This is a genomic window from Flagellimonas okinawensis (assembly GCF_029194005.1).
Classification (GTDB): domain Bacteria; phylum Bacteroidota; class Bacteroidia; order Flavobacteriales; family Flavobacteriaceae; genus Flagellimonas; species Flagellimonas okinawensis.
Map to the genome: position 1 here is coordinate 35012 of NZ_JARFVA010000007.1, position 17394 is coordinate 52405.

Here is a 17394-nt window from a genome sequence, read left to right on the forward strand (position 1 = left end):
CTATTTTGATTCTCCTTTGTTTTCATTCTTCCTTGTTTTTTAGGTTTATAAATGCTTTGATGGCTTGCTCCATATCACCATATGCTTCGTACAGGGCCATAATGGACTCATTATCCGGGCCCTCGGTCAGGTAGGCCGCATAGACCTCTGGGGGCACCTCCAAGCGGAAGATGTTGCTTTCCTTTCCAATCTTGATAAAGATTTCGGTGTATTTAGGATGTCCGGAAAGATGGTTCCTGATGGATTTCAATTGATTCAGGTCATGTGCGGATAGCTGAAGTCTTTCCTGGAGCGCAGCATAGCCTTTTTCATTTCTAAGGCTATAAATGATCTGTGTATTCTCCAGAATACTGGCCGAGGTTGAATTCTGGGGCAGTTGGTTGATGGACTGTAGGATGATGCCAATTGCCCCCTCCTGTTTCCGGATAGCCTGGTAATAAAACTCCACGCTTTCCAACACATTGTCGAACTTGAGCTGTTTGGCAAACTCATCAAAGAGGATGATGCCCCGCTCCTCCCTATTCCTCCAAACGGTCCGTTGGATGGCCGTTTTGATGAGCTTGAGCATCACGGAGAGAATCTCCTTGTTGTCCTTTACTTCATCAAGTTCGAACACGATCAACCGTTTATCCTCCAATCGATAGGACTGGTCTTCATTGGCGCCAAAAAGAAAGCTGTAGAGTCCTTCTCCCACATATTCCGAAAGGATGTGCAGGAATCCCTTGACATTAAAATATTCCGAATCGATCTGCAATCGTGACAGTAGGTCCTTTTGATGTTTGCTGACGAAATTGTAGAACCCTTCCAAAGAATGTGGAACAATTTGGCTTTCCTTATAGTAGGCCAGCAATAGTTTCTTCAAGGCCACCGACCATTCCTTTTGGGGTGTGGTACCGGCCCCCATTAGCTCAAAAAGGAAGAGGGAAAGATCCTCCAAGCGTTCTGGGATCACATCGTCACGATTCGATATATAAAATGGATTGATGCCAAGACTCTTACCGTTTTCATAACGAAGCACGGTACTCTGTCCGGGATAGAGGCTCGCGAACTTGGTGTAGGAACCGCCCAGATCGATAATGACCAGCCGGACCCCCACCTCAAAGTATTGACGGAGCATGTTATTGGCCAAAAAGGACTTCCCTTCCCCGGTCGGGGCAAAAATAGCAAAGTTGCGTGCCTTGATACGCTTTTTCCCTTCGTCCCAGACATCTTTCAGCACAGGAATATTGAACTCGCGATCATTGAACACAATCCCCGTGCAGTCCGATCTATAATTGGTTGTATTTGTCCAAAGAAACAAAGAGGTGGCCATCCGGAATCTTCCGGAGCGTTTTTGCTTTTCAGCCACCCGTGAGTTTTGGAGTACTCCTTTGCTATTTTTGGAAAGTGGAAACTGTAAGCGACCCTTTAGGTTACTTTCCAATGGACCTTACAGGCCGCATTACAGCATCCCATAAAAATGAACTTTCTAGAAAAGCCATGTCAGCAACACATAGCGGAATCCATTTTCTGCGACAAAGTAAATTGAAGTGTTCATTTACATTGCAGACAGCAGTTGGACTTGTATTGGACATTTTTTAGACACCAATAAAATCAAGGGTTCGGAAGGGTTCAGTAATATGATTTGCCTTTTTAAAATTTGTACTTTTAGTCCAATGGATGAAAAATATATAGCAGAGATCGTTCGGAAGGTTTTTGAAAAAGCGAAGACGGAGCATGCTTCCCACTCTAGGTTTGCATTGTCCAGTCATATCAGCGACCATAGCGATTTGAGTTCAAAAACCTTGGAGAGGGCCTATGACAGGTATATCAACAAAAAAAAGAAGTACGGTGCCCCACAAGCGGAGAGTGTGGATCTATGCTGTAAATATCTAGGCTATGACAATTATGCCGATTATATAAAAAAAAGAAAAACGGTCCCTGCCACAAAATGGACCATACCCATCCTCGTGGTCGTTTCCTTGGTTTTGGCGATCGTGATGGGGATACGATATGGGAACACTACAGTTTCCACAGGTGAAAAGGCTGAAAACCAATGCATGGCATGGGCCGACTCCATATATGTGGAAGTCCCCTGTACTACCAAACCCTATTCTTCGTTTGGAACCAAGGTGGAGCCCATGGATATAACAAAGCTGAAGCATTTTAAAAAAGTGGACGTCAACATGGCAACGCAGTTCTTTTCGGAGGATGATAAACCCTTACTATGGTACCATAAGAACAAGGATGGGGAAATTGAATATTTTACGGCTCCGGGACTGCATCCGACCAATGACGAAACCTTGCGAAAGATCACCCCCTATATCATCCAGACCTATGTACCAGTGCACTCCTATAAAAAGGACTCCTTCTTAGAATAAATGTGGGTTAAAATGCCTATCAACAGTTAACGATATTTGTTTTTCAATCGATAAAACGACACCATTGTCCGTGGAATTCATCTATCTATGGTTTACCTGCCAAAAACCTATGGTTTTACTTCAATGTTATTGAATTTCAATTGGTTATATTTACGTCTCCCCCAAGATAACATTAAACAAAGCTTTCATAGGAAATCTTTCCTTTATGCCACCATTTCATATATCCTATATCATGAAATGTGATTTGGAATTTAGGAATGTCTGAACATCCTATTATAAACAGAGTAATTGGTTATCCTCTAATACGGTACTTTACTTTTTTTCTTTTATTTCTGTTGCCATTGATTGACTATATTTTTATTTGGTTGTTTAAGTTATCTATACTTTTTAAAACCTCATCGTAGTTTAAAGTCTTATGGGTTTCCAATATTTGATTGATGAGTCTGCTTTCTTCTTTTTTATCCACTTCAATTGAAAGCACCTCCTTGATGCTTTGTTTAGCCTCTGGATAGTTATCTAACAAGTGATTGATGTGTATCCCCAATAAGGCTGCACCACCTTTAATTATGGTATGGTCATCTGTATATACAACATCATAGTGCTCTATAGCTTCGTCCAGATGAATTTCCAGATAGTTTTGCAGGATAAAAGCGATATCATCCGCATCTTTATTCGTTTTATGATTTCGGTCTTTCCAAGCTACTATTTTTAGGAGCCCTATACCTGCCAAGGATGCAATTTGAATATTGATATCCTCATCAATACTTACCTTTAAAGACGCCTCATTTACGGCAGAAAACCCAAGTACCGACATGGCAAACTCTTCGTCTGGTGGCCAAAAGATTTTGTCGTCTTCCTTCATTATATTACCAAAAGGAACGATATCTAAATCGAACTTTCCCAAATATTGGAAGCGTTGCTTTTGGTCTTGGTCTTTAGTAAAATTAGGTAGTTGGGTGATACCTTCTTCAACTGTTTTGTATTGTTCCCAATCGTTGATGGTGATGGCAATATCCAAATCGTGAGTTAAACGTCCGGAACTTTCATCGTGTAACTCCATAATAATATCCCGCGCTGTTGCCCCAATGACAAAAAAGGAAATACCCGAAGCCTTGAAATAGTCGGTTAATTCCTGAAGAATAGGCTTTAATAGCGGATGGTTGAACTTTTTACTGGATATGCTGTAACTCATTTTCAAATATTTGGTTCGCTATTTCCATGTTTCTGCCCTGGCCACTATTGATCAAATCTGCATATATTAATAATGCCGGGGCTGCATTGCCTATTACAGATGAGTCATTCCAAAACTTTTTATATATATAAACTTTTCCTTTTGAGTCTGGTACTAGTCTTAACTGATTGGCAATTAGAGGAATTTCATAATTTGTAAATAAGGTAAAGACCTCTGGTCTTAGTCTACCTGTTAGAATGGAAGCACCAGGCTCTCCACCCCAAAGTATATTATTTTGTTGCTCTGCCTGTTCATAAATAAAATCTGATGTTGTTTTTAATGTTAAACTCTTCCATTCATTTTCAGAAAGTCTATCAATAAACCTCATTCTTTTCCTTAATATTCTAGGTTTCAATACCTCGTTGTAAGCTACCACCCATCTTTCTAAAAGCTCTTTTTTATTTTTCAATACTCTTTTTGATCTTGTTTTTAAAATAAAGTTAAGATCTTCAAGCTCAGACATTACGTTGCTTACAGAACCTAATGACACATCTGCTTTTTGAGCTATCTCTCTGTAGGAATCCTGTAAGTTTATAGGTTCGTTTAATAGATGGAAAATGGTTTTTATACCTGCTTCTTGAAAAGCACGAGATTGATTAGTGTGGTGTTTAAAGGTTCTTTTCCGGCCCTCCACAAAAATCATTAAATCGCCGTTACTTATGAAAGCATTCCCAGCTGCATCGATATAGTTAATTCCTCTTTCCTTTAGTTGACTTGCTCCTGCTTTTGAGATATAATCTGCAATAAATATTACTGGCCTATTACTCATGCTTCTCAATTCTTCTAACTTTGATAATACAAGTCCTTGATTGGAGGTTCTCATAGTTGATTTAGCTTCTACTATGAACTGAATATCCTTTATATTTAATATCGCATTATATTGCCCCCTATTCGTTTCAATATCTATTGGAACATCGATGACGTTCTCTAGGTTCGCGACTGCTTCATAAACAAAATCATTATTGTGATACATGGCCATGTGTGTTCATTTATTTTGTGTGTTCAGTGACAATGAACAAGTAAATATAATGAACAATCAATTAATAACCAAGCTTTCTAAGTATTGTATAAATTTCAAAGCAGAACTAAAAAAACAGAAATATAAGATTGGTACCATACCAATCGAAATTCTAGACACAAAACAAACCGAACTATTCAGTAGCTTGGATAAAAATGCCTTAGTTTAGATTAAAGCTTATTTTAAAACAGAAAACATCTTTATCTATAAATCCCAGCACCAACCCAATTTTTAACCATTAATATTGATAATATTCTAAATAATAAATTAACAACTCTAATAAAATTTATCTCTACCCCCGCGCTCATCAAAAATCTCCGGTTTATGGGCACCGGAGCGGCCCTTTCTGGCCTTTAGACCATCTCACAAACCGTCTCGAACAATTGTTTGTCCAAACGTTCCTGTCGTGAAAAGCTTCTTCTGAGGCTACCGTGCAATACAGCATTAAAGGCATTATAGCCCAACCAGAGGTTGGGAGTCGTACCCAATAACACGGCTTCACGATCTAGGACCTCGATGACCTCACGGGCCCTTTTGGAGGGATCGTCATTGGTATCACTGCACTCATAACGGAAGAGTTTGGTCCGATCCAGCACCTCTTTCACAAAGGCCTTGGTATCCAATAGCTCCACGGTCATCAATTGATGGAACCTATCGGAGATGGTGTAGAACTCATTGTCCATAAACTTACGGAACAATCCTTCCAGCTCGGGCATGATCAAGTTCACACAACGCTTGTGGTGCTTGATGGAAAAACCGATCTCCGTTTGGGCCACATGCAGTCCATTGGAGCACACCTTGCGATAGCATCCAAAATGTCCCGATGTGCGTTCGCTCCCATCATAGGAATTGGTAAAGCGCAGCATGGGCAGTATGGTATCCTCCCGCTGTCCCACGGAAAACTGGGAACTGTCGGTAAGGATAAAGTCCATACTGAAACTACGATCGGCCCGGTTGATAGTCTGCCTACGGTAGGCCAGTCCCGTTTTGATGACCCGCTCCTCGGCTTTCCCAAAAAACAGTTCATTGGGGATATGCCCGTAGCGCTTGGATACCACGTTCACGATCTTCTCATTGCTCACAATGGCCCGCTCCATCCCCTTTCTGTTGGGCATTCCCGTCAATGCTTCCAAAGGTCTTAGCTGTACTGGCACAAAGACCTCATCCTGTTGTAATCTGTTCAAATACATAATCAATGATTTAAGGTTAAACAATATGTGCCGGATGCACCAAACGGAAGACAGGCTGTGGAGCGGCAAGGAAACGGAATAAATGTCCCCTCCCCTACAAGCAGAAACCAACGGAACCGTTTTATGCCGTCCCTTGTCCGGCAACAGGCTGCGACGTTTAGCTTTGGCCACCTATTGATGGAACCCTTATTTCCAAAGCTTGCCCAAGTAGTTTTGGATTTCATGAAAGTTTGTATTATTGCAGCCCGAAATAACAGTGACAACACCAAACCAAATTCCCTACCCTTGAAACGAAGCAAAGACCACCTTCCGTTTTATGTAATTACCGGAGGCCCTGGCGTGGGCAAGACCACCCTTTTGGAGGAACTACGTCAACGCGGCTTTAAGGTCGTGCCCGAAACGGCCCGCCAATTGATCAAGGCGCAACAGGCCATCGACGGGGAGGCCCTGCCCTGGAAAAATAGAAAACGGTATATGGAGCTGATGTTCGAGGGTTGCAAAGCCCAATTTGAAAAGACCCTCCATGACGTCAGGACCGATCAGCCCGTATTTTTCGACCGCGGCTTTTTGGACGCCCTCTGCTATGCCGCTTTGGAAGGCCTTCCCATTGACCAGGAAATGAAAAGCTTGGCCGAAACCCGCAGATACCATCCCCAGGTCTTTATCCTGCCCCCTTGGAAGGACATTTACCATACCGATGCCCAGCGGACACAGGACTGGAACGAATCGGTGTTCACCTACAACAAAATGATCCAGACCTATCGGGGCTACCAATATGACCTAATTGAGGTTCCCAGGGTTACTGTTCAGGAAAGAGCGGATTTTGTGTTGGAGTCGATCAATTCCAAGTGAACCATCGCCAGTAACCAATCCTTTCATCGAAGCATACCCCTTTTCTGGAAGGCAAGAGTCCACCGGTTCGAATCCGGTATTCTACACTAATGTTTACAAGGGCTTCAAGAGTTTATGACTTTTGAAGCTTTTTTCATCTGCACGCAATTTGCACGCAATTTTGGTTTCAAATAAAACTTGGTTTTTTTGATAAAAACTGGTCTGTTTTGATGTTTTTCACTCTTTGCAGTATATTTTGAAAAAGTATCACATCATCTATTACATTCTTTAACTTCTTCTTAGCTTTAAGAAGCTATGTCCCATAAAAGGTGAATTTACGAAACCACGAAAGAAACCGCAATTGAGACTCACTTTGGGAAAGTAGTAATTATTGGAGAACCGTTCCTTAAATCGCCCGTTGTGAAAGACTGGAGTGAAAAACCAGCAGATTCCTTTAAATTCTTCGGACCAAGAAGTCTTTTAAAAAACTTCAAAAAGAAGTTCAATTCTTAGGTGAGTACGAACGACTCCAACACTGTGTAAGGTTTAAAAATATTTGAGTAAGGTTTCTAAGAAATATTCCTTTAAAACCTATCCGAATCTGGCCAATATTCCTCGTCTAATTTAACCTCATACTTCTTGAAAAAGAAATGAATGTCTACCATAGGATTTTTGTCATTGTAAAAGAATGCTTCGGTTAATAGTGCAATAAGCTTTTCCTTCCGTTGCTTTTGGGACAATTTCTCTTTCCTTATCCATAGAAATAATCTTTTTAGAAGATTTTTCTACCTCAGGTTTTTCAACTAATATTCTTCCTTATTCTTTGGGATGTATAACAAATGCTCACCACTGTGGTTGTTCCCCCTTATACACACCTTTCCATTAAAAGGAAAGATTTCAACGGATTCGGCGAGTCCTTTACGATATAAAACATTGCTGTTTTTCATTTTCACGATAACTGTTAAAGAAAATATGATCTTAAAATAGCCTTAACGTCAACTTTTACCGTTTTTGTAGAACTAAACCAAAAAGCTTAAAAAAATCAATCTTAAACAAAAAGGTGAGTGTTCCGTTATTTTCCATAGTTGATATCATACTACTCCTCCAATATTTTTTTTAAATATTCAGAGACTTCTTCGCATTCAGGAACAAATATTTTGGTTGTAAAAGCCTCATTCTCATCTTTGTATTTTTTAAACATCCTTGAACCATTATTTTTTGAATGAGTTACATTGGCAATTCTATCGCAAAACTTTATGAATGAAGCATTTTTGGTCTCTCTGATTCCCTTATAGTATTTGTCATTGGCCCGCTCCTGCCTGGTCCGTCCCTTTTCATTTGTCAAGGCATAAGCAAGTTCAGCAATTGTTTCATTTGTCTCCCTCTTGACATCGTTGTAGGTCTCTCTTGCATCTTCAATAATATCGTGTACCCAACAAGCAGCCAATACATTTTCCCGTTCATCAAATTCTATCAAGTGTATAAATTTCAAAGCTGTTTCAAACACCATGTTTAAATGAAAATCATAATCATGCTCGCCATATTTTTGATTTACACTTTTATGTTTTCTGATAGCGTAGTCTTTTGTTCTTTCCAGTATATCCATAATTGTATGGTCTATTTTTGTCTATGGAGAATAATGGTCACCTTCTCAAGGAATTCAAAATTTGATTTAAGAAAAGAGAAAAACCAGATAGTCATTACATTAAAACTTGAGTAAATATCCTGATTCTTTTTCACTTTTTGCTTCCCAAAACCAATGGGAATATCATTCATATCATTCTCCAACTGCTAGTGGATGGAGGCATAGATGTTCTTTCAATCAGGTTTTCATGTTTTGAACCATAGGAGTATATTCATAAATTTCATTAAAAAAGGAATCTCCACAAAAAATCTACCTGGAATATTCTCCTTTCGCATAAGAAGCCAATATGGATGCATTTGGTGTTTTACAATTATTCGGGAAATCGGAGAAATAGATACATTTCGGAATACCTTTTTCAAAGGTGATCCTAACAGTTCCTGGACTGTTGGTTTTGAACCCGTTGTATCTGTAATTTGCGACCAGCTCTGTGGGTCTTCCTCTGGCATTTGTATATTTTTTTACACCGGATACACTGTTTGGAACGTAACGATTGAATGCCCAAGTTTTTGCCTGGTCGTCCACTAGGTCGTCTATCAATCTTTCAAAGTCTTGGTCACCACTTGGCCCTCCTGAATTTTTCATTTTTTCATATTTGCTGCGCTCCTTCATTCGAATTGCCGGCCGGTCCAGTGCAAACAATCGCAAATTCTCTTCAAGGCGCTCAATAGAGGGACTGGAACAGGGATTAAGATTGAAGATCATGGTCATATCCGTTGCCAGACCTTTGGCTTTATGGGCCATATCAACGGTGTTTCCCATGGCGTTGGGATCGGTCATAATCTCAATAGTAGTCTTTAGTGCATCGCTGTTCTGTATGTCACGAACGGTCAAATAAGCCCCGTAAAGTTGAGGACGTGCATAGATTCCTGTACCAACGGTTTCCCACTGCACGCATATCCTATCCGTCTCCACCCCGAAAACATCGGTTTTGACTCGTTCCTTAACGCAAACATCTTCCATAATCTCAACTTTATCATAGGGTAGTGCTTGAGGGCACTGCTTTCCAAAAGCCCTTAGATATTGACTGAATATGGATAGGAATTCCATGTCCTCCCTGGTCATTTCAATGTTTTCAAAATGCCCCCGAAAGACATAGTCAAAGAACTCTGCATAGTACAATCCTTCTGTATTCAGTTCCATGGAATCGCCGCTCTTTTTAATACTGATTGGATGTTGTTCAACTGGGTAATCAAAGGAACCAAGGAACATAACTATCATTATAAGGACTGAATTTTTTAAATACGTATTTTTCATCCGTTCAAATTTTCTATAGAAGTTTTTAAGGCTCAAAGCAGTACCTATATCTTATCAATTTTTATTAGGTAAAAGGAGTAATTATCCTTCGTGTTTCCCTTTGCCTCGGCCGTTATCATTGCTGATATTTTCTCAACAGGAATTTCCTTTTTAAACAACTTTCCAATTTTTTCCTCGTCTATATTCTCGAGGATTCCATCGGAACAGAGCATAAAGAAATCATTCTCTTGAAGATTTTCGATGGTTTTCACATCTACTTTGGATGGGTTCAGGCCATTGATCGCCCTCGTAATGATATGCCGTTTGGGATGGTTCCTTGCTTCCCGCGGCGTAATCTCTCCCATATCCAACATTGCCTCCACAACTGAATGGTCCTTGGTGCGGTAGAGCACTTCTCCATCACGTATATGGTATATCCTGCTATCACCTAACCAAGCTATCTGCACTTTTCCAACTTGGCCTGATATATACAAAAGACTCAATGTACTTGCCATGCCCTTTGATTCCGGAAAGTTTCTTAAATGTTCACGGAAGGTATTTTCCACAAATTCTAGGGCTTTCGACCAATAGGCTGGATCTTGCACTCCCCTGGAAGGGTTATCTTTGATAAAGGAAGCCATTTCGTTACATACCAGACGGGATGCCAATTCACCTTTGGCCTGGCCACCGACACCGTCACATACCATGAACAGACGGGAATCCTTGGTTGGAATTGCAGGGTATATGGTATCCTCATTTGATTCCCTACTGCCTATTTCATTGCAACGGACCGGTAGTTGAATTTCCATTTTCTTCAATATTTTTTAACAACCCAATCACAGGCTTTTTTATACCCCTTTTCACAAGATCGTTGAAACCAGGTTTTTGCCAGATAGGTGTTTTTTCCGGTTCCAAGGCCACTATAGTAACAAGAGGCCAGGTTATACATTCCGACTCGATCACCATTTTTGGCAGACTTTTGATATAGTTCAAAAGCCCGTTTCATGTTTTTAGACCCTCCGAGGCCACTGTCGTACATATAGCCGAGATAACTTTGCGCATTGGCATGATTTCGATCGGCCGCCTTTTGGAACCATTTTTTGGCAGCGTAATAATATTTGCCATTGTAATACATCACCGCCACCCTGTATTGGCTGTGCAAGTCCCCATTTTCTGCGGCTTTCAAATACCACGGGGTAGCATTTCCTTTTTTGTCCTTGCCCAACTTGAGGTCGTAATACAGGTCAGCCAATTTTATTTGGGCTTCGAGATGGCCTTTAGTAGCTACATTGAGATACCTTCTTTCGGCTTCCAAATAGTCTACAGGCCCAGCCAAACCCTTTTCAGCCATAGTGCCCAACATGAAGTCTGCAGCTAAAATATCTTGGGCCGCTGATTTGGTAAAAAAATCTTTGGCCTTTTCGTAATCCTTGTTTATTCCTTTTCCTTCATAATATAATCTGCCTAAAGCGTAAAGAGCTGAACCTTGATTTTGACCAGCAGCAAGCTCATAATATTTTATTGCCTTGGGCAGATCTACGGTTCCATCCGCTTCCCCATATTCAAGGATTTTGGCCATCATGTATTGTGAGTTGGCATACCCTTTGTCAGCGGCTTTTTGGTACCAACCTTTTGCAATTTTTATGTCTTTTGCAATACCCCGTCCATAATAGTGTAGAAGACCCATATTGTGCATTCCGAACGTATTTCCCTTATCGGCCGCCAATTGGAACCATTTCTTGGCCTCTCGATAATTCTTATCGGTGAAATATAAAGTGCCCAATTCATTTTGAGCTCCCAAATGTCCTTTATCTGCCGCTTTGGTCAACCATTGTATTGCCTTTATGCGGTCCGTTTTAGCCAATACTCCATTTTTATAGAAAATGCCCAGATTAAATTGGGAAATAATATCCTCGTTCTCAGCAGCGATTGTAAATAGTTCCAAAGCCTTCACAGTATCTTTGGCCACATACTGACCAAACCTGTACATATTTGCCATGCCCCGATATCCAGAATACCTGCCGATGGACGCGCATTTTTCATACCCCTCGAACGCTTCCTTATAATTTTTTTCAGACGTATTGAGGATTGCTAGGTTTTCGATTGCAGCTGGATGGCCCTTACTAGAAGCTTTTTCATAATACAGTTTTGCCTTACTCGCGTCCTTTTCCATAACAAAACCAAAAAAGTGCATTAACCCCCTTAGATTTAGAGCCTCTGGGTTGCCATCATCGCTTAAGGTCACAATGCTGTTCTTTGCCTTTCCATAGAATTTTTTGGCCTCGACCGTGTCCATATCCACACCGAGTTCGTTCTGATAGGCCCATCCATGATTAAAGTTCGCCAGGTCATATCCTGCATCAATGGCCATATCCGCATATTCAAAGCCCTTTTCGTAATCGACCTCTGTCCCGTACCCATTTTGATTGAATCTGGAAAGGAAATAAAAGGCTTCTCCGGACCCATAGTCGGAGGCCTTAATAAAGATGTCATAGGCCTCTTTGAATTTGCCTTCTTTATAAAGGTTCCACCCATCTGCCAAAAGCGTATTTATCTTGTTGGAGCGATAAAAAGCGTAGCCCCCGAAGCCCAGTCCCAAAACCAAAAAGAATGTTATCAGGGCAGGCCAGACCTTTTTCCTTTTACCTTTGTCCTTGGATATATTTGAAGGAATAAAAATGGTGCCCTCGCCATCATCGATTCCGTTCACCGCACGTACGAAGCCAGAGACAGAGGAAAATCTATCTATGGCATTTTTCTCAAGACTGGTTCGTAAAATGGCTTTATATTTTTCTGGTACTTCTGAGTAATCCGGTTCTTCACCAATGATACTATCCCTGGTCAGTTCATAGTCCTTACTGCCATGACCAAAAGGTAGTTTACCCGTCAACATCTTGTAAAACATGATTCCCAAGGCCCAAACGTCCGTTCGTTCACCGATTTCACCATTCAATCCAAACTTCTTTTTGAAGAACTGCTCAGGGGCCATATAATGGGGTGTTCCTACCCCCTCGGTCATGGACTGTTGGATGGTTTTTTCGGATAGGACATCTTGACTGATACCAAAATCCGTTATTTTGGAAACTCTATTTCCGCCTCTATCCTTGCCGAAAAGAACGTTGCCAGGCTTTAAATCCCTATGAATGATACCCTGTCCATGAAGATAATCCACGGCTTGGGCGACTTCCAAAATGATTTTTTCGGAATCCTCTAGGGACAGGCCTTTTTGTATGGCCTGGGCTAAGGTGCCCTCCCCAGCATATTCCATAATAAGAACTGGATAGCTGGCATTTCTTCCCATGGCATCTTTGTGGACAATGTACTCGAGATCATAATAAGTGATCAGATGCGTATGAGAAAGCCCATCAATTTTGGAGAACTCCTGTTCCAGACTGTACTTTTTCTGTCCCGTACTCCCTTGTGTACCCCTGGATACGGCTTCTTTGTAAATCTTTAGTGCCACATACCTGCCTTCGGTATTTAAATCACGTGCCTTGAAAACCTCGGCAAATCCACCTTCCGCGATTAGGTCTTTTTCAGGGTCCCACTCATAATGTGATAGTTTCATAGGTTTTTTGTTGTTTGTTCGGTCGTTTCCTAAATGTACTAAAAATCAATGTTGTTCTTGGATATGAGCCACCATTTTGCATGCCCCATCATGGCCTTGTCCACAAGCTTTGTTGAACCATACCTTTGCCTTGCCCAAGTCTTTCGGAATTTCCACCCCTTCATAGTAGAGGTTGCCCAATGTCACATTTGCATTGGTGTTTCCTATATCCGATGCTTGTTCAAATAGCGGAACGGCTTTCTGATTGTCTTTGGGCACTCCCTGGCCCTTGAGGTGCATGATTCCCAAATTGAATATCGCCGGGGCATATTTCTTTTTTGCCGATTTTTGAAAGTATGCAAAAGCCTTGGAATAGTCTACTTTGACATTTTTTCCAAAATAGTATGTACAACCCCTTTCATAAAGGGACTTTCCGCTTTTTGGAAAGAACCAAATCACCGCCAATATTACCATTAATATCCAAAGAGAAAAACCCCATAGCCAATCCGTAAATGGTATTTCGTAAGACGGCAGAGGATTCGGGAGACTACCGTTTTCTTGAAAGGATAAAAGTTGTTGGTTATCCAGTGGATAGTACGATCCAAACTTTCCTTTAATGCCCAAAACGTAGCCATCATCCTTTATGTAGACTCCCATAAAGAAGAATTGGGAAGTGGTCTTATATCCTAAATAAAGATCTTCCCCATTCGAACCCTTTATGTCAACATCCATAATTTTTTCTATGCGTTCGCTTTTTCCGAAAAGACCCCTGACCCTTTTGGCCATGGCTATGTTTGGAACGAGGGCCATTAAGAATACTATCAAAACAAATTTTTTCATTATTTCAGTTTTGATGGTTATAATTAGAGTTTGATCTACTTACTTTTTTGAAAGCCCATTTCCTGGCTTCTTCACCAAACCGGGTATGCTCTCCGAGCAAGTCCCTAAAACTGTGCGATTCGAAAAATGCACAACCAGCACAAAACGATACCTCGCTTTCCGAATCATAGAGACCTTTAACGTAGACTTTCTCCAAATTGGTCAATTTGATAACTTTTTGTTCTTCCAATGCCTCACATAGCACTACCGCCAAATATCTTTTTCCGGTATCATTCGAGAAAAGCAGCTCACGGATCTTTTCATGTTCCGATCTTTTTATGGCCAACTCCATTTCCAAAACCAACTTTGTTGGTCTGCCGAAAAAAGAGCAGTGAAATCCTATGACTGACCGTTGTTCTTGTGCATTTTGGGAGTATCCATGTTTCATCCCTGATATTAGGAACCAGAATAGGAAGGAAATAATCAATAAAAGTGGGGGTAATTTAAAGCTTATGTAATTTAAGGTCTTCATCTTCTGTTTGGTTCATGTTTACATACATGTATAACCATAAAATGAAAATATCATCTTTTTTTTACGACTTCTATTCTTTTATCCGTTCAAAGGGTGAGCTGCATTTTCTGAAAATTCCCAAATAATCAAGGCTTATAGGAATGACTTCTTCGCCGTCGGTATTGACCGCGCCCCATTTTTTTTCAAATTTGACCGGGGCCAAACCGTAGGAAAACCTTTTGGCTTCCCAGTACCTTAAAGGAACTACCTCGTCCCCATAACTATTTATAAAGCCTCCAAGGGAATTTACAACGAAAGCAAACCCGTCTTTAAAACCATGAGTCATAGAAAACTTGAATGGTATGACCTCGATTCCATCTCTATTGATGAAACCATATTTGTTACTGAATTGAACCGCTGCCAGGCCTTCAGAAAAAGCTTGGGGTTCATTGAGCACATAATGGAATGGGGGTTCCTCATTATATTTAAATTCAGTAATGGGATTTCCTTGGGCATCAAGATATCCCCAATATTTATCTTTCGCCACGGCAACCCTGCCCTCAGAAAATATACTGGCATGCTCATATTTGCCAGGAATTGTTTCATTGCCCCTCTTGTCTATAAAACCATAACCGTTTCCAAATTCTACACGGGCCAAACCTTCTGAAAATTCCGAGGCATCGGTATACTTTAAAGAAATGATCTCGTTACCTATTTTGTCGATGTAGCCCCATTTCCCATTTAATTCGACTTCGGCCAAACCTTCTTGAAATTCGTAGGTAGTGCTATACTTTGGGGGTATGACCATTTCGCCAAGTTTATTGATGTATCCCCATTTTCCATTTGTTTTGACCGCGGCCAGACCTTCTGAAAACCCATAAATTTCTTCAAATTTATTTACGTCGATTTCTTCTCCATCTGTATTTGCTATGAAGGACTTCTCTTCTAGTTTTAACTTGACAAAACCATCATTAAAAAAATTATAGGAACCATCTATGTCAAAAATGGGAGGAATCACGAATTCTCCCACAGTATTTATGAAGCCGCATTTTTCTCCAAGCACTACCTTCGCTAAGCCTTCATAAAAACCAAAGGCCCTATCAAATTGGAGCGGTATTTCAAAATCGCACGCTTTATTGATATATCCCCATTTTCCGCGAACGAGAGCCGGGGCAAGGATTTTGTCTCTTTTTTCCATTCCCATTTATCTTTCTTCGTAAACTACTGTTTTTATGGGTTCCCTTGTTATAAAAAGGCGTGCCAATCTGTTCGTGGTAATATCAACGGTAACTAAGGGCGTCGCATCTTTTGCATCTTCATCCAAAGCATAAATTTGACTGTCCTGGACCAGGTAATAGTAATATCGTCCAGCTTCTTCCACACGGTATACCATTGCCTTTTCCAAATCCAGATCGGCTTGGATTATAAGTTCCAACTGCCGTTCTTCTTTATTGAAAAAATATGTTTGTTCTCCACTATTGTCATTATCAAACCTAACCAACAATTCCGATAGGACAGTTGAAGCATTTTGGACGCCAACAATGTTCACGGTTACCTCTTCTTGGGATGGAACTGATTTAATGGGTCTATTGAAAAGTGTATTCACCCCCTTGTTGTTGCGCTTTGCATCAACCTTTATCAACGGTAACCTCCGTTTTGTTTTTTCCAGATCATAGTAGTCGTTTTTATACTTAAGAAAATAGCCAGATTCCTTGTTCTTTAAAATCCTAAGGGACAGGGCTTCCAATTTCCCCATCAATGGACGACCGTACAATTTGAAAACACCGTCATGAAAAGTATAGGAAAGGGACCTAGAGGATTGATATTTTCTTACCGCTCTGCTTGGAAGGGTTTTGTAACCACCAATAGCCAATTGTACCTCGCTCTCTGTGTTGGGATTTTGAACACTGTCGTGTTTTTGTAAACCATCGGTATTCTCTCGATTGACCAGATTGTCATTATCCTGCACTCTATCAATATCTGGGTTATCTAGCTTGTTTTCTTCGACCAGTTTTCCCTCATCCAGATCAAAAATGGAATCGGTCTTCATTGTGGATGTTGTATCCACGTCCACCACGGTGGGTTCGGTGTTTGATGTTGAAGGGCCGTACTGATTGAACAGTAAAATGGCCCCACCGATTATCAAACAGGCTGCTATTGCCCCACTATAAATGAAAAGTCTTCGATATCTTCCGTTTGGTCGGTCTGAAGTTGGAGTTTCTTGGTTTTCTTGATACTCTTTATAGTACTTTCGTAAGCGGTTCTTTAATTCTGCCTTTTCTTTCTTGGTTATTCCCTCATATATTTTTTCATAGACCCTTACCTCTTTGGCAAAATCGGGATTGTGGTGCATTAATTCCTCTACCTCATCTTTTTCCGATGGGGCCAGTGTACCTCGAAGGTACTTGTCTATCAATGCTATGTACTTTAAATCCTCTATCATTTTACTGTTCTAAAGCGATTATGTCCTCGTACGAAATGCTGGACCTTAGCTTTTTGAGACATCTTAATTTTTGCTGGCTTGCCGACCGGGCGCTTGAGTAGTTGAACCTTTCGGCGATATCCTCCATGCGCATGCCCAAAAAAATAGCGGTTTCCAGAAGGGATTTGCACGGTTCCCCCAAGCGTGACATGGCCCTGCCCAAATAATCCTTTAATCTGGGCCCTCGGTGGGTAACCTCATATATCAGTTCTTCTTCAAACTTGCTTTCAAAACCATTGGCTTCCCTAGGTTGCTCGTGGCGCTTTCTTCGGTTGAGTTGGTTAAGCCACTGTCTTTTGGAAATTTCAAACAGGTATGTGCTTATTTTACTTCTTTGCTCGTATTTTCCCGATATGACATTCTTGTAAAAGACGATTATCGCTTCTTGGAACACATCGAGCGCATCTTCCTCGTTCCCATTGTTTCTGCAAATCCAGCTTTTTACCATCCCCAAATGGGCATATAACTGCCCAAGGCATTCCTCGTTACCTGATTTTAGCTGGCTTAAAAGTTCTTGGTCAGTCATT

General features: G+C 40.9%; 14 protein-coding genes and 1 pseudogene. 2 read left to right on the forward strand and 13 right to left on the reverse strand.

The features are described 5' to 3' along the window. Positions 1 to 22: 22 nt before the first annotated feature. Positions 23 to 1294 (reverse strand): annotated as a pseudogene (locus PY091_RS16185) (VirB4 family type IV secretion system protein); the annotation flags it as partial. Between the two features lie 361 nt (positions 1295 to 1655). On the opposite strand from PY091_RS16185, the gene PY091_RS16190 reads away from it, so the two are divergent. After that, the gene (locus tag PY091_RS16190) at positions 1656 to 2360 is read left to right on the forward strand and encodes a hypothetical protein (RefSeq protein ID WP_166247304.1); all 705 of its coding nucleotides are present in this window, start codon (positions 1656 to 1658) and stop codon (positions 2358 to 2360) included. Positions 2361 to 2709: 349 nt separating this feature from the next. Here PY091_RS16190 and PY091_RS16195 read toward each other — a convergent pair whose 3' ends face one another. The 3 genes from PY091_RS16195 to PY091_RS16205 form a co-directional block, all read right to left on the reverse strand. Beyond that, on the reverse strand, positions 2710 to 3552 hold the full coding sequence (locus PY091_RS16195; protein WP_166247303.1) for a nucleotidyl transferase AbiEii/AbiGii toxin family protein: 843 nt from the start codon (positions 3550 to 3552) through the stop codon (positions 2710 to 2712). Then, positions 3530 to 4570: a type IV toxin-antitoxin system AbiEi family antitoxin gene (locus PY091_RS16200; RefSeq protein WP_240905123.1), complete on the reverse strand. Its 1041-nt coding sequence runs from the start codon at positions 4568 to 4570 to the stop codon at positions 3530 to 3532. The genes PY091_RS16195 and PY091_RS16200 overlap by 23 nt, the downstream gene beginning before the upstream one ends. A gap of 392 nt (positions 4571 to 4962) precedes the next feature. Next, complete coding sequence (locus tag PY091_RS16205) at positions 4963 to 5799, reverse strand: DUF932 domain-containing protein (protein ID WP_166247302.1); 837 nt, start codon at positions 5797 to 5799, stop codon at positions 4963 to 4965. Between the two features lie 27 nt (positions 5800 to 5826). Here PY091_RS16205 and PY091_RS16210 point away from each other — a divergent pair, with 27 nt between their 5' ends. Then, the gene (locus PY091_RS16210; RefSeq protein ID WP_240905122.1) at positions 5827 to 6651 is read left to right on the forward strand and encodes an AAA family ATPase; all 825 of its coding nucleotides are present in this window, start codon (positions 5827 to 5829) and stop codon (positions 6649 to 6651) included. A 1075-nt stretch (positions 6652 to 7726) separates the two neighbouring features. On the opposite strand, the gene PY091_RS16215 is transcribed toward PY091_RS16210, so the two are convergent. The 9 genes from PY091_RS16215 to PY091_RS16255 all read right to left on the reverse strand — a co-directional run bounded on the left by PY091_RS16215 (position 7727) and on the right by PY091_RS16255 (position 17393). Beyond that, positions 7727 to 8236 carry a phosphohydrolase gene (locus PY091_RS16215; RefSeq protein WP_205791862.1) on the reverse strand — a complete coding sequence of 170 codons (510 nt, stop codon included), beginning with the start codon at positions 8234 to 8236 and terminating at the stop codon, positions 7727 to 7729. Positions 8237 to 8524: 288 nt separating this feature from the next. Then, positions 8525 to 9529 (reverse strand): hypothetical protein, encoded by a 1005-nt coding sequence (locus PY091_RS16220; RefSeq protein ID WP_275650621.1) that lies wholly within the window; start codon positions 9527 to 9529, stop codon positions 8525 to 8527. Between the two features lie 44 nt (positions 9530 to 9573). Then, positions 9574 to 10317 (reverse strand): PP2C family protein-serine/threonine phosphatase, encoded by a 744-nt coding sequence (locus tag PY091_RS16225; RefSeq protein ID WP_166247300.1) that lies wholly within the window; start codon positions 10315 to 10317, stop codon positions 9574 to 9576. A gap of 5 nt (positions 10318 to 10322) precedes the next feature. After that, a complete protein-coding gene (locus PY091_RS16230) occupies positions 10323 to 13076 on the reverse strand; it encodes a serine/threonine-protein kinase (RefSeq protein WP_166247299.1) in 2754 nt (917 codons plus the stop codon). A 45-nt stretch (positions 13077 to 13121) separates the two neighbouring features. Continuing rightward, a complete protein-coding gene (locus tag PY091_RS16235) occupies positions 13122 to 13895 on the reverse strand; it encodes a tetratricopeptide repeat protein (protein ID WP_166247298.1) in 774 nt (257 codons plus the stop codon). A gap of 4 nt (positions 13896 to 13899) precedes the next feature. After that, positions 13900 to 14322, reverse strand: coding sequence for a hypothetical protein (locus PY091_RS16240; RefSeq protein WP_166247297.1), 423 nt, complete (start codon positions 14320 to 14322; stop codon positions 13900 to 13902). A gap of 154 nt (positions 14323 to 14476) precedes the next feature. Then, positions 14477 to 15583 (reverse strand): WG repeat-containing protein, encoded by a 1107-nt coding sequence (locus PY091_RS16245; RefSeq protein ID WP_166247296.1) that lies wholly within the window; start codon positions 15581 to 15583, stop codon positions 14477 to 14479. A 6-nt stretch (positions 15584 to 15589) separates the two neighbouring features. Continuing rightward, a complete protein-coding gene (locus tag PY091_RS16250; RefSeq protein WP_166247295.1) occupies positions 15590 to 16828 on the reverse strand; it encodes a hypothetical protein in 1239 nt (412 codons plus the stop codon). A gap of 1 nt (position 16829) precedes the next feature. Continuing rightward, positions 16830 to 17393 (reverse strand): RNA polymerase sigma factor, encoded by a 564-nt coding sequence (locus PY091_RS16255; RefSeq protein ID WP_166247294.1) that lies wholly within the window; start codon positions 17391 to 17393, stop codon positions 16830 to 16832. Position 17394 lies beyond the last annotated feature (1 nt).